Source organism: Amycolatopsis taiwanensis DSM 45107, from assembly GCF_000519205.1.
Classification (GTDB): Bacteria; Actinomycetota; Actinomycetes; order Mycobacteriales; family Pseudonocardiaceae; genus Amycolatopsis_E; species Amycolatopsis_E taiwanensis.
Genome location: NZ_JAFB01000046.1, coordinates 17,012 through 29,701 on the forward strand (window position 1 = coordinate 17,012; position 12,690 = coordinate 29,701).

The 12,690-nt window shown below is 66.4% G+C and carries 11 protein-coding genes and 1 pseudogene; 5 read left to right on the plus strand and 7 right to left on the minus strand.

Going from position 1 to position 12,690, the window contains the following annotated elements; all coding sequences use genetic code 11:
• Positions 1-33 precede the first annotated feature (33 nt).
• A complete protein-coding gene (locus A3CU_RS55245) occupies positions 34-987 on the minus strand; it encodes a hypothetical protein (protein ID WP_156960639.1) in 954 nt (317 codons plus the stop codon).
• Positions 988-1,556: 569 nt separating this feature from the next.
• On the opposite strand from A3CU_RS55245, the pseudogene A3CU_RS55815 reads away from it, so the two are divergent.
• Positions 1,557-1,720 (plus strand): annotated as a pseudogene (locus A3CU_RS55815) (transposase); the annotation flags it as partial.
• A gap of 256 nt (positions 1,721-1,976) precedes the next feature.
• On the opposite strand, the gene A3CU_RS0130590 reads toward A3CU_RS55815, so the two are convergent.
• Genes A3CU_RS0130590 through A3CU_RS0130605 form a run of 4 tightly spaced genes read right to left on the minus strand, consistent with a single transcriptional unit; the run spans position 1,977 to position 6,693 of the window.
• Entirely contained in the window at positions 1,977-3,056 is a 1,080-nt protein-coding gene (locus A3CU_RS0130590; RefSeq protein ID WP_052372454.1) for a substrate-binding domain-containing protein, read from the minus strand.
• A gap of 9 nt (positions 3,057-3,065) precedes the next feature.
• Complete coding sequence (locus tag A3CU_RS0130595) at positions 3,066-4,094, minus strand: ABC transporter permease (protein ID WP_043843136.1); 1,029 nt, start codon at positions 4,092-4,094, stop codon at positions 3,066-3,068.
• Entirely contained in the window at positions 4,081-5,619 is a 1,539-nt protein-coding gene (locus A3CU_RS0130600) for a sugar ABC transporter ATP-binding protein (protein WP_027945477.1), read from the minus strand. Before A3CU_RS0130600 ends, A3CU_RS0130595 begins: the two co-directional genes overlap by 14 nt.
• 3 nt (positions 5,620-5,622) lie before the next feature.
• Positions 5,623-6,693, minus strand: coding sequence for an NAD(P)-dependent alcohol dehydrogenase (locus A3CU_RS0130605; RefSeq protein ID WP_245617421.1), 1,071 nt, complete (start codon positions 6,691-6,693; stop codon positions 5,623-5,625).
• A 140-nt stretch (positions 6,694-6,833) separates the two neighbouring features.
• Here A3CU_RS0130605 and A3CU_RS0130610 point away from each other — a divergent pair, with 140 nt between their 5' ends.
• The 3 genes from A3CU_RS0130610 to A3CU_RS0130620 are packed head-to-tail and all read left to right on the plus strand — an operon-like array spanning position 6,834 to position 9,866.
• Positions 6,834-7,784: a sugar-binding transcriptional regulator gene (locus A3CU_RS0130610; protein WP_027945479.1), complete on the plus strand. Its 951-nt coding sequence runs from the start codon at positions 6,834-6,836 to the stop codon at positions 7,782-7,784.
• Complete coding sequence (gene xylB / locus A3CU_RS0130615) at positions 7,781-9,178, plus strand: xylulokinase (protein ID WP_043843139.1); 1,398 nt, start codon at positions 7,781-7,783, stop codon at positions 9,176-9,178. The genes A3CU_RS0130610 and xylB overlap by 4 nt, the downstream gene beginning before the upstream one ends.
• Positions 9,168-9,866 (plus strand): HAD-IA family hydrolase, encoded by a 699-nt coding sequence (locus A3CU_RS0130620; RefSeq protein ID WP_052372456.1) that lies wholly within the window; start codon positions 9,168-9,170, stop codon positions 9,864-9,866. Before xylB ends, A3CU_RS0130620 begins: the two co-directional genes overlap by 11 nt.
• Before the next feature lie 341 nt (positions 9,867-10,207).
• Here the strand turns inward: A3CU_RS0130620 and A3CU_RS0130625 are convergent, their stop codons facing one another.
• Entirely contained in the window at positions 10,208-11,251 is a 1,044-nt protein-coding gene (locus tag A3CU_RS0130625; protein ID WP_027945482.1) for an NAD(P)-dependent alcohol dehydrogenase, read from the minus strand.
• A 99-nt stretch (positions 11,252-11,350) separates the two neighbouring features.
• Here A3CU_RS0130625 and A3CU_RS0130630 point away from each other — a divergent pair, with 99 nt between their 5' ends.
• Positions 11,351-11,938 carry a TetR/AcrR family transcriptional regulator gene (locus A3CU_RS0130630; RefSeq protein ID WP_027945483.1) on the plus strand — a complete coding sequence of 196 codons (588 nt, stop codon included), beginning with the start codon at positions 11,351-11,353 and terminating at the stop codon, positions 11,936-11,938.
• Between the two features lie 13 nt (positions 11,939-11,951).
• Here A3CU_RS0130630 and A3CU_RS54765 read toward each other — a convergent pair whose 3' ends face one another.
• The gene (locus tag A3CU_RS54765) at positions 11,952-12,554 is read right to left on the minus strand and encodes an LGFP repeat-containing protein (protein ID WP_245617422.1); all 603 of its coding nucleotides are present in this window, start codon (positions 12,552-12,554) and stop codon (positions 11,952-11,954) included.
• Positions 12,555-12,690 lie beyond the last annotated feature (136 nt).

A 12,690-nucleotide genomic window follows, 5' to 3' on the forward strand; every position in this document is an offset into this window, starting at 1 on the left:
AGCACTTCCGAAAAATTGCCCTGGGAAGCTTTGCTACCGCTCGTTGTCGGTATCAACACGGTAGAAGACACCGTCGGCGAGAACGAGCACCGTCAGGTCAGTGGTGCCGGGAGCCGCGACCGCCCGCCAGCCCGGTTGCGGCGTGTCCGGCCGGGCCAGGCCCGTCACCCCGCCACCGGCGATCGTTCCCGTCCCGTCCACCACCAGGACACAGCGCGGCGGCCGGTTGTCGACCACGGCCCAACCGGACAGCAGGCTGTCCGCGGCCACCGGCGCGGTATCGACTACTCCTTTGGACGACTCGGTCGAGTCCGGCCCGGGCAACGGCCGCGCCGACGCCACGTCCATTCGCTGCCCCAACTCCGGTCCCCCGCAGCCCAGCGTGAAATCCGAAGTGAACGGATAATCCCCCAGCGCGCGGGCGGCGGGAATCACCGACGGCTCGATCTGTAATGCGGCCAACGCATTCGTCGCCTCCACCCGCAACGCCACCGCCGCAACCCCCAACGGCGCATACGCGGCCCGCGCCGAATCTTGTTTCCCTCCACCGATCGCATGCGTGACCAGCCCGACCGTGACGACTCCGACCGCCAGATACCGCACCGGCAAACCCGGCCGAAACACCGCGACCAGCGCCACCACCGCACACATCACCAACGCCGCCGCCAAGCCATACCGGCCCAGCAGCCCCACGTTTCCACCCGCCACCGCCACCGTCGTGGTCCGGCCCAACGCCACCAGCGCCGCCAGCATCAGCCCGTAAGCGCCCAGCCCCAACCACCCCGACACCGCCTCGCGCCCCGGCCGAGGAAGCACCGAGCAGGCCAACACCACGAGTACCGCGACCGTGACACCCCCGGCGATCACCGCCACCACCGGCTGGTCCGCCGACCACAATCCCCCGACCACCGCGGTGAAAACCGACAACCGCCGATCCGGATCGACCGCGCTGGTCGCCAGCGACTGCGGCCCCGACGGCTTGGTCACCAACCAGAAGCCCACCACGACCAGCCCCGCGCCGGCGAAGAAACCGCCTCCACCAGCGAGAAACCCACCGCCAGCACCAAAACCAGAGCGATCGCCCGCGCCCACGACCGGACCAGCGCACGCAGGCTCTCCGATGAGCCACGCCTGCTCGGTAGCCGTGGCCCGCACGACGGCGTCGACAGCATGCTGCGGGTGCCGGGACTCAAACGTTGCTCGGCCAAGGCTCCATAGAACGCTCCGCATGCAAGAGGCAGCGGGAACGAAACACACCGCACGGGTGGAACGTGCGAAACATCATGTAACAAAAGACAAAACCGCATGCCATCTGCGGTGACCGACACAGAAACCGTGCCTGTTCTCGTCCTGACTGGAAACAGGTCAAGACGGGGTGTAGCCAAGCTGATCACCGGACGGTTATCGTGCCAACGCTTTCCGCACCACCAGGGGCATCAGAGACGGGAGACGCGGCGATGTGACTGCTGGTGCGCTACACCAATCAGGGGCGGGCCGACCCCGAGCGCACACCACCCTCGCCACGCCGCCTCGTCTCCTGGATCATGAGCCTCAACGGCCTGGAAAAGGACCACGACGCCACCATCGCCGGCCTGACCCTGCCCTACAGCAACGGCCCCGCCGAGGGTGTCAACACGAAAGTATCAAAATGCTCAAGCGTCAGACCTACGGCAGGGCCAGCTTCCCCCTGCTACGCAAGAGAATCCTGCTCGTCGAATGAACCACCCACAATCACCCAAGCCACCCCTTGATCACTGAACTTTGGACAGAGCCGTTCGCTTTACAGTCCCGTTCCTGGTGGCCAGGACCGATCAGGAGGTCGAGGGAGATCACGTCTTTCGAGATCGACGCCCCGTAAATATCGGAGAAATGCGCGGAAATCTCCCCGGTTGTCAACCCTTGCAGCGTCTGGTGAGGCCCGGCGCGCACCGGACCCGGGACCGGGTCCGGGTCCGGTGCGTGCCGGGCCGGGATGTCTATTTTTGCTGGCCGGGCAGGCCCTCGTAGGCGAGGTTGCCGCTGGTGAGGTTGTCGTCGACGAGCTGCGGGAGCTTGGCGATGAACGCGTCCTTTTCGGTGACGACGTTCTTGAGGGCCTGGTCGACGTTGTCCCTGGTGATGGCTGGCATCGTGTAGACCGGCTTGTCGTTCACTTTCTCGCCCTTGGCGAGTTTCGCTGCCACGGCGAGTCCTTCAGCCATTTCGACGGTTCCGTGTTGGAAGGAGGTTCCGATGAAATCTCCGGACTTGACGGCCTTGAGTCCGTCCTCGATGCCGTCGATGCCGACGATGGGAACACCGCTGATTCCCGCTTCCCGCAGGGCCTGAAGGGCGCCCAGTCCCATGTCGTCGTTCTCCGCGATGACGCCATTGATCTGGCCGCCGAACGCTGAGATCCAGTTCTTCATCTTGTTCACGGCCTCATCACGCTTCCAGTTGGCCGTGTCCTTGGCGAGCACCTTCATTCCGGGGTTCGCGGCCAGAACCTTGTCGATGCCTTTGCCGCGATCGATCTCCCCTGATCCGCCAAGCGGTCCTTGGAGGATGACGACGTTGCCGTTGCCGTTGAGTGCTTTGGCCATCATCTCGGCCTCCTGCTGTCCTGCGGCGACGTCGTCCGGCTGTACCGAGCCGCTGAGCGCGTCATTCTGCAACGAGGCGTTCACGTCGACAATGGGAATGCCCGCGGCCTTGGCCGCCGCCACCTGCGGCTGGAGCGAGCCGGCCTGTACGGGGTCGACCAGGATCGCGTTCACTTTCTGGTTGATGAACTGGTCGATCTGGCTCGCCTGGGTGCTCACGTCCAGGTTTGCCGAATTCCACAGGACGTTGATGTCGCGGGCCTTGGCGTAGGCATCGATGCCTTCCTTGCCCTGGGTCACGAACGACGACATGTCGTAGACGCTTACCCCGATAGTGGTCTTGCCGACATCCGGGTCACCAGCGCCGCAGCCAGTGAGAAGCAAACCGCCGACCGCCACCACAGCGGCGGACGCGGTGAACCTGGATAGGAATCGGAATTTCAATGTCGCTCCTTTGCGATAGTCACTGCCCATTGGGGGCGGTTAGCTGGCCCGGCGGGCGTTCGCCCAGACGTCGACGCCGACAGCGGCAACGATCAAGATGCCCTTGATGACGTCTTGCCAGTAGGCCGGGACGATGAGGAGGTCGAGTCCGTTGTTCAAGGTCTGAATGAGCAGGAGTCCCAGTGCGGTTCCCCAGATGCTGCCACGTCCACCCATCAGGGAGGCGCCGCCGATGACGACGGCGGCGATGGCATCGAGTTCGTATCCGGCGCCGAGGTTCGGTGCGCCGGACACGACGCGGGACGCGAGCATGAGGCCGGAGAGGCCGGCCAGGACGCCGCTGATCATGTAGACGCTGAAGAGGATGCTCCGGCTCTTCACGCCGGCGATCTCGGCGGCGTGGCGGTTGCCGCCGACGGCGTAGACCCGCATCCCGTAGACGGTGCGCTTCATGACGAGGGCCAGTCCGACGACGAAGACGATCATGAGGATGACGGGGATCTTCAACCCGAGCACTTCGGTGTTGGCGAAGGCACCGAACGTTGCGGGAAGCCCGTTGATCGGGGCGCCGTCGCCGACCACGTAGGCCAGCCCAGAAGCCAGTGTCAGCATTCCGAGTGTGGCGATGAACGGCGGAACGTTCAGCCGTGCGACGACAAGCCCATTGATCGCTCCCGCGGCGAGTCCGACCAGCATCGCGGTAACCAGGGCGAGCCAGAGCTGGTTCGGGTTGTTCTTGGCGACCAGGGCAGCGGCCATCGCGCTGAGCGCGATGACACTTCCAACGGACAGATCGATGCCTCCGGTGAGGATCACCAGGGTCTGACCAAGGGCGATCAACGCGAAGGGGGCGGCCGCGATGAGAATGGTGGAGAGATTATCCACCGTGCCGAATCGTGCGCTGCGGTAGAGGAAGAACGCGATCACCAGCAGCATGACGACGATCATCGCGTTGTTGATCAGCAGCTTGCGTACCGATGCGCCGCTGATGTTCGGCATCCGCTTGGTCCGGAGCGATGAGGCTCCGGCGGCCTCCCGCACTGGCGCGTCCTTGTCAGTTCCCAGCATGTCGAAGTTCCTTTGCGGGAGCGGCTTCCTGGCCGGAAGCGTGGCGGAAGATTCGGTCCTGAATGTCGGATGAGGCGAGTTGCTCCTGGGAGAAAGAGGCCGCGAAGGTGCCTTCGCGCATGACGAGGGCACGGTGCGAGAGGGAGAGGATCTCGGGCATGTCGGAGGACGCCATGACCACCGCCATGCCTTGGGCGGCCAGGCTGACAATGATGCGGTAAATCTCGTTGCGAGCGCCCACATCGACGCCTCGGGTGGGTTCATCGAGCAGCAGCACTTTGACGGGGCCGGTCAGCCAGCGGCCGATGACAACCTTCTGCTGATTTCCTCCGGAGAGTGTTTCGACGGGCTGGTCGAGGTTGCGTCGCCGCAGCAACAGCGAGTCCATCACCGACGATATTGCGTCCGTGCGCTGGCGATTTCGAAGCCAACCGACCAACGAGAATGCCCCGGTTCGAGGAAGTGTGGCGTTGTCCAGGATCGACATGCCCAAGACCGCCCCGGCGCCCTTGCGGTCCTCGGGAACCAGGACCATTTCGGCCGCGATCGCGGAGGCCGGCTCGCCCGGCCTGATCTTCTTTCCAGCAACATGGACAGTCCCGCTGTGGGCACGGCGGAGCCCGAAAATCGTCTCGAGCAGCTCCGTCCGGCCGGCCCCGACAAGACCGGCGAGTCCGACGATCTCGCCCCGACGGACCTGCAAGGAGACAGGTGGACGGTCGCCGACCACCAGCCCGCGCACGTCGAGCAGTACCTCGGTCCCGCACGCAGGACGCTCGGGGAACAGGTCATCGAGTTCTCGACCGATCATCGCCTGGACGATGTTGTCGTCGGTAATGGCGTCGATCGGGGAATCTTCGACCAGCGCCCCGTCCCGGAGGACGACGACGCGGTCGGCCATCGCCCGGATCTCCTCCATCTTGTGCGTGGTGAAGAGCAGGGCGACTCCCTGGGCTTTGAGAGTGCTCACGACGTGTTCCAGCTGGGCCACCTCGTGTTCGGCGATGGCGCTCGTGGGTTCGTCCAGGAGCAGGACCCGTGCGCCACGGCTGGTCGCCTTGGCGATCTCGATGAGCTGCCGCACGCCGACCGGCAGGGTTCCCATCCGGGCCTCGGGATCGATGGCCACCCCGAATGGGGCGAGGAGCCGGCCTGCCTCGGCGATCATGCCGCGGCGGTTCAGGAACGGTCCCCGGCGCAGTTCTCGGCCGATGAAAAGGTTCTCGTAGACCAGCATGTCCTGGATCGAGGCCAGCTCCTGAGGAACGATGGCCACCCCGAGATGGTTTGCTGCCTGCGGGTTGCCGGCGGGCAGCCGGTGTTCGCCGACAAGGATTTCGCCTTCGTCTGGGCTGTACTGCCCAGAGGCGATCTTCATAAGGGTCGACTTGCCGGCACCGTTCTCGCCGGCCAAGGCGGTAACGGTTCCCGGCTCCAACGTCAAAGAGATGCTCTTGAGTACGGGGATCCCGGCGAAGCCCTTGGCGATCCCGGTGCAGCGAAGGGCGGCGAGTTGGTTCGTCACGGGTCACAGCCCCGGAGAAACGATCGTCTTCAGGACGGCCGGCCGGGTGGACTCGATCAGGGCCTCGGCGACGTGGTCCAGGTCGTGGTGCCCGGTGACCATGGAGTCGAGGTCGACGCGACCGGTGCGGACCAGGTCGATGGCCGTCGGCCAGGTGTTGGCGTAACGGAATACGCCTGTCACGACGAGTTCGCGGTTCTGGATCACGGGGATCGGCAGGGACACTTCGTCGGCGCCCATGCCGATCAGCACCATGCGGCCGCCCGGACCCAGTGCTGCCAGCCCGGACAGCACCGCCGGCGTGGCCCCGGAGCATTCGAGAAAGACATCGACATCGAGCCCGAGTCCGGCGATGTCGTCGGTTCTCGGGTCGAGGATGCTCGTTGCCCCGTACTCTCGGGATTGCGCCCGCCTGTTCTCGTCGAGGTCGCTCACGAGGATTTCGGTTGCGCCGAAGGCGCGCGCGGCCTGCGCGGCCAGGATGCCGATCGGACCGGCGCCGGCGATGAGCACGCGCGATCCGGCCGTGATGCCGGCTTTGCGAGCCGCCGCGATGCCCACTGAGAGGGGCTCCATGAGCGCCGCGGCGTCGTCGCTGATGGAATCGGGGACGTCGAAGGCGAAGTGCGACTGGATCGTCACGTACTCGGCGAACGCGCCGTCAACCGGGGGCGTGGCGAAGAACCGCATGTGGGGGCAGAGGTTGTAGCGGCCGCTGAGAGTCTGGGGCGAGGTCGCCGACGGGTGCTGCGGCTCGACGGAGACACGGCGCCCAATGCGGGACTCGGGCACGTCGGCACCCACTGCGACGATCCTGCCGGCCGCCTCGTGCCCGAGGACCAGCGGCGCATCGACGACGAAGTCGCCGATGCGACCCTCCTGGAAGTAGTGGACATCGGAGCCGCACACGCCCACAGAAGAGACTTTCACGAGGACCTCGTCGCGGTCCGGGCGCGGCACGGGCCGTTCCTCCACGACGAGCGTGCCCGGCTCGATCAGGACACTGGCACGCATGGTATCCGGGACTGTTTCGGACATCTCTTTCCCGTCAGATCGATGGTTGAGCCGCAGCACTCGTCGAAGGGGCCGAGCCTCGGGTCGCTGGCGGGCCGACAATAAGCCAGGACGCAACAGATGTGCAAGTACCGTGTTCATATGTTCAACCACGGCGCGATCTGCGTAAGATGAGCTGACCCGCACGGAAGGGGGAAGCGGTGGCAAAACCCGCTGCCGGACCAGACAAGCTCGTACGCCTGGCCTACATCGCCCGACGGCATTTCCTGGAGGGACGGACTCGCATCGAGATCGCCGAGGAGCTGAACCTGAGCCGGATCAAGGTGGGGCGTCTACTCGACGACGCCATCGCCTCCGGGATCGTCACCTTCACCATCGCGGCCCCGGACAGCCTGGACGTCGAACGATCCCTGGCAATGCAGAAGAAGTACCACCTGAAGCACTCGATCGTGCTGCACACTCCCACCGATTCGCCCGAGCACATCCAGCGCGAGCTCGGCCGCGCCGCCGCGGACCTGCTCAGCGAGATCGCAACCGCCGAGGACGTCATCGGCATGACCGCGGGCCGGACCCTCAGCAGCATGTCCCAGCAGCTTCACGACCTCCCGCGCTGCGAAGTGGTGCAGCTGGCCGGGATCGCCGGCCCCGTCCAGGCCACCGGCGTCGAGGTCATCCGACGCGTCAGCGCCGTTACCCACGGCCATGCGTGGACCATCTACGCGCCCATCATCACCTCGGACGCCGCCGCGGCCGAAGCCATCGCGCGCCAACACGAAGTCCGCGAGACCCGCCGGCAGTTCGCCCGGGTCACGATCGCCCTGGTCGCCATCGGCAGCTGGTCCCCGCCCGACTCGCAGCTCTACGACAACCCGGCGCTCTCGGCCAAGGAGCGTGAGGCTGTGCTGAAGGCCGGAGTCAAGGCCGAGATCGGGGCCCTCCTCATCGACCGCAGCGGCACCGTGCTTGATCTCCTCCCCGGCCGCAGCGTGGCGATCGGCGAGGACGAACTGCGTCGCATACCAGAGGTGATCGGGGTGGCCGGTGGGCCGAAGAAGACTGAGGCGGTTGCCTCCGCCCTCGCCTCGGGCCTCATCTCGTCACTTGTCACCGACTCAACACTCGCGGCCCGGCTCCTCGAGGAGACAGCATGAACCCTCGGGTGGTCGTCTCGGGAATCGACTCCTCGACGCAAAGCTGCAAGGCCCTCACCGTTGATGCCGAGACCGGCGAAATCCTCGCACGGGCATCCGCGGCGCACCCCGACGGCACCGCCGTCGACGTCCGGCACTGGTGGCAGGCCCTGCAGGACTGCTCGCCCGACGGATTCTCCGCCTCGGCCGCCGTGTCCGTCAGCGCCCAACAGCACGGCCTGGTTGCCCTCGGCGCTGACGGCAAGCCCGTATACGACGCGCTCCTGTGGAACGACACGCGCTCGGCCCCCCAAGCGGCGCACCTGCGCGAGCAATTCGGGGCCGAATGGTGGGCCGAACAGATCGGTGTGGTCCCGGTGCCCTCATTCACGATCACCAAGCTCGCGTGGCTGGCACAGCACGAACCAGCCACAGCGGACCGGACAGCCACGATTCTGCTGCCGCACGACTGGCTGACCTGGAAGCTCGCCGGAATGCCGGAGTCTCCGACGACCGACCGCAGTGACGCCTCCGGAACCGGCTACTTCTCCGTACCGGAGAACCGCTATCGAACCGACCTGGTCCAGGAAGTCTTCGGCAAAGTCCCGAAGCTGCCGAAAGTCCTAGCGGCCAACGAAACCGCGGGCAGGACAGCCACCGGGGCCCTTCTCGCCGCCGGATGCGGCGACAACGCCGGAGCCGCCCTGGGCCTCGGACTCCAACCCGGCGAGGTGGCCGTCAGCATTGGCACGAGCGGGACCGTCTTCACCTCCACACCCCAACCCGTCGCAGACGCCTCCGGTGCGGTTGCCGGCTTCGCCGACGCCACCGGCCAGAACCTTCCCCTGCTTGCCACCATCAACGCCGCACGCATCCTGTCCGGCACCGCCCAACTCCTGGGCGTCGACCTTCCGGAGTTCGACCGCCTTGCCGGCGCCGGCCCCCTCGACGCGGGCGGCCTCACCCTCGTGCCCTACTTCGACGGCGAACGCACGCCGAACCTCCCCGATGCCCACGGCACACTCCTCGGGATGTCCAGGGCCAACCTCACTCCCGAAAACCTGGCCCGAACGGCCGTCCTCGGGCTGCTGTGCATGCTCGCGGACGCCCTCGACTCCCTCAGATCGCAGGGCATCGCGGCCAACCGTGTACTGCTCATCGGCGGCGGGTCCAAGGCAGCCAGCGTGCGCAACGCCGCGGCCGACATCCTGGCAGCGGAGATTCTCGTTCCAGAGCCCGAGGAATACGTCGCCCTCGGGGCCGCGAGACAGGCGGCCTGGGCACTGTCCGGCGACCCGGAACCACCACAGTGGGAGCGCCGCATCTCGACATCGTCCGAACCGACACATCCCGAATGGGCCACGGAAGTCCGCGGCAGGTTCGCGCGAGCCAAGGAGCTCCTGTATGGCATCTAAGGACGGCGAACCCGGCCACGTAATAGGAGCCGAAGCACAGGCCATTCTGTTCGATCTCGACGGGACGCTGATCGATTCGACCGGGGCCACCGAGCGCGCCTGGCACAAATGGGCAGACACGTTGGGCATCACCGGCTACGTCCACCGCGGACACGGACTCCCGGCCAGAGACACCGTCGCACGGCACGTCGCAGTGAACCAGCGGGCGGAGGCATTACGGCTCGCGGAGCAGTTCGAGGAGCAGGAAACCGAAGGCATAGAAGTCAAGGACGGCGCCCGAGAACTTCTGGCCGAACTGCCTGCCGAACGATGGGCCATCGTCACCTCCTGCACGGCCAAGCTCGCACGCATCCGCCTGCAAGCCGCCGGCCTGAACGAGCCCACCGTCATGATCACGGCCGATGATGTCGTCAACGGCAAACCCAGCCCCGAAGGCTACCGGGCTGCCGCACGGGCGCTAGGTTTCAACGCAGACACATGCCTCGTCGTCGAAGACACACCCGTAGGACTCGCGGCCGGCCGATCGCTCGGATGCCAGACACTTGGCGTACTCGGCACAGTCGAAGCATCCGAGCTCAACGCCGACTACCTCATCGAGACCTTGACACAAGTCTCTCTCCGCATCGCTCACCATGACGGCGCGATGACCCTTGAAATCTCAGACACCCGGTTCTGCCGCTTCCTATGACACCAAAATGCGAGCTGGTCGCAACCCCCGCGCAGGGCCTCGCTGTGGAACTCGGCGGCGTTGTCCACAAGCCGTCCCGGAGTCGCGGCTAAACCGTTCCCGGTTCGGTGGACACGGGGTGAGGGTCGCCCGGTCGGAAAGACCGCACCGTCGGTTCGCTGGAGTGGCCGTCTTGTCCGTTCCGTAATCGAAGGGTCGTGCTCGGTAAGGTGTGTCCCTGTCGATCTCTCGTGCCCGCGCATCCGGCACTCACGTCGCCTTTCCAGGCGGTCGTGCGATGACCGATCGCACCCCGAAGCCTTGGGATCACACGGGTCCGGTAAGTGCTGGGCTGTGGTTGCCTACGACAGGTCGGACAGGTCCAGTACGAAGCGGTAGCGGACATCGCCCTGCCCCAGGCGGTCGAGAGCGTCGTTTACCCGAGCGGAGGGCATGAGCTCGATGTCGGCGGTGACGTTGTGCTGGGCGCAGAACTCCAGCATCGCGGCGGTGGCAGGCCGGCCGCCGCTGCCCGCCGAGCTGAGTTTCTTGCGTCCGATGAGCAGGTCCATGGTCTGCAGGGTGACCGGACCGAGGTGTCCGAGCTGGCTGAGCGTGCCATCCAGGGCGACGAGCCCAAGGAGGGGACCGAGCTCATGGGGGACAGCGATGGTATCGATGAGGACGTCGAACCGGTTTCGGGCGGCGGTCATCTGTCGTTGGTCGGTGGACAGGATCAGGTCGTGGGCGCCCAGCCGGCGCGCGTCGTCAGCCTTGTCTGGTGACCGGCTGATGACTGTGGTGTCGGCGCCGAGGGCGACGGCGAGTTTGACCGCGAGGTGCCCGAGGCCGCCAAGTCCGGCCACCGCGACGCGGGTGTCCGGGCTGACGCCGAGGGCCCGCAGCGGCTCCCAGACGGTGATTCCGGCGCACAGCAATGGAGCGGCGGCGGCGGGGTCGAGGTCTGAGGGCAGTGGGTAGGCGAACCGGTCGCGGAGGATGTACTCGCGGGAATAGGCCCCCAGCGTGGTCGATCCGTCGTGGCGGTCGGTGCCGCCGTAGGTCAGGGTTGGGAACTCGGTGCAGAAGTTCTCTTGTCCCGCCCGGCACATCGCGCACAGCCCGCACGAGTCGACGATGTTGCCGACCGCGGCCGCGTCCCCGACCGTGAACCGGGTGACGTCAGGCCCGATCGCGGTCACCACCCCGGTGAATTCATGGCCCGGCACCAACCGTGCGTCCCCGGTCTGGGGCAGGGCGTGGATGGCGTGCAGGTCGGTGTGGCAGACGCCGCAGTAGTCCACGCGCACCGCGACGTCGTCGGCCCGCAGATCCCGACGTTCGAACGACACCCGGCGCAGCGCGGTCCCGGGCCGGTCGGCCTGCCAGCCCACGGTGGTTCGCATCCTCACTCCTCACGATAAACAGACTGTTCGGTCTGCTGGGAGGTTAGCGAAGCCCCTACCATGGAGCAAACCGACTGGTCTGTTGTTATCCTGTCCGGTATGGCCGACAAGCCCCTGACCTCGCGTGGCGCCGCCACCAGGCAGCGCATCCTGGACGTGGCCACCCAGGAGTTCGCCGAGCACGGCATCGCCGGGGCACGCGTCGAACGCATCGTGGCCGCGGCGCGTACCAACAAGGCCCAGCTCTACGGCTATTTCGGCAGCAAGGAAGGGTTGTTCGACGCGATCTTCTTCGGCTCCCTGGAACGGATCATGACCGTCGTGCCGATCGACGCGACTGACCTGGCGGACTGGGCCGTACGCCTCTACGACGAGTACCTCCGTCGCCCCGATCTGATCCGGCTGGCCACCTGGGCGCGTCTGGAACGACGCCCGGCCGGTCATCTCGTCGACGACGCCGACCGCCTCGATGCTGCCAAACTGGGTGCCATCGCCGACGCGCAGGCCATGGGCCTTGTCCGGTCCGGAGACCCGTTCGACCTGATGGCCATGGTCATCGCGATGTCCATGGCGTGGTCACCGGTGAGCAACGTCTACGCCGCCACCGACCAGGAACCCGCACACGTCCATGAACAACGCCGCACCCTGCTCCGCGACAGCGTGCGGCGCGTCGTCACACCCGGCTAAGGACGACTCACTGTCAAGTAGCGCGGAAGCCAGTCCCTTCCCTGCTGATCACATCACGCGGAAACGCCAGGTCGCTCGACCAGGATTGGTCATGGTTGTAGCGGCCCACTCCGTCCGGGGTGCCGATCTCATCGGTGACCGGGTAGCCCGGGCCGGTCTCCCACCCCAGCTGCGCCCAGCGCGATCGGATAGCCCCCTGCACCTCGTGCGCACCCGTCCCTGCGGTCCAGTAGATCGACGCGCCACCCGCCCCGCTAAACTGGTTGTAACGCCCCACACTATCCGGAGGGCCGTTCTCGTCCGTGGTCGGGAACCCCAGCACCGGCTCCCCACCCACGGCAAGATACTTGGCGCGGATCTCCCCATGCAGCGACCAGGCACCACTCGCCTGGGACCAGTAGATCGAGGCCCCACCCGAGCCGGCGAAATCGTTGTAGCTGCCCTCGCCATCCGCAGTCCAGGTTTCGTCGCTGGTTGGGAATCCGAGAAGGCCACCGGGGCCGCCCAGGTCGCGGTAGTGGGCCAACACCAGGCCCCGCAACGCCCACGCGCCCGTGGTGGTAGATGGTGCCGTGCTCGTAATCCTGTGCCCACCCTGCCGCGATGGGGTACTCACCACCGGAGGGATTCCCGAGGTGGGAAGAGCTTCCGCCCATCGCCGTGTAATGCTCGACGATCTTGTCCGGCGTATCCCCCACGGCGAAGGCGAGCAACTGGTCAGGCGTCCCGTTGAACACATCCTGATCCCCCGG

Coding starts and splice junctions, on each gene's coding strand:
- A3CU_RS0130590 (WP_052372454.1), bottom strand. CDS start 3,056: ATGGGCAGTGACTATCGCAAAGGAGCGACATTGAAATTCCGATTCCTA.
- A3CU_RS0130595 (WP_043843136.1), bottom strand. CDS start 4,094: ATGCTGGGAACTGACAAGGACGCGCCAGTGCGGGAGGCCGCCGGAGCC.
- xylB (WP_043843139.1), top strand. CDS start 7,781: ATGAACCCTCGGGTGGTCGTCTCGGGAATCGACTCCTCGACGCAAAGC.
- A3CU_RS0130620 (WP_052372456.1), top strand. CDS start 9,168: ATGGCATCTAAGGACGGCGAACCCGGCCACGTAATAGGAGCCGAAGCA.
- A3CU_RS0130625 (WP_027945482.1), bottom strand. CDS start 11,251: ATGCGAACCACCGTGGGCTGGCAGGCCGACCGGCCCGGGACCGCGCTG.
- A3CU_RS0130630 (WP_027945483.1), top strand. CDS start 11,351: ATGGCCGACAAGCCCCTGACCTCGCGTGGCGCCGCCACCAGGCAGCGC.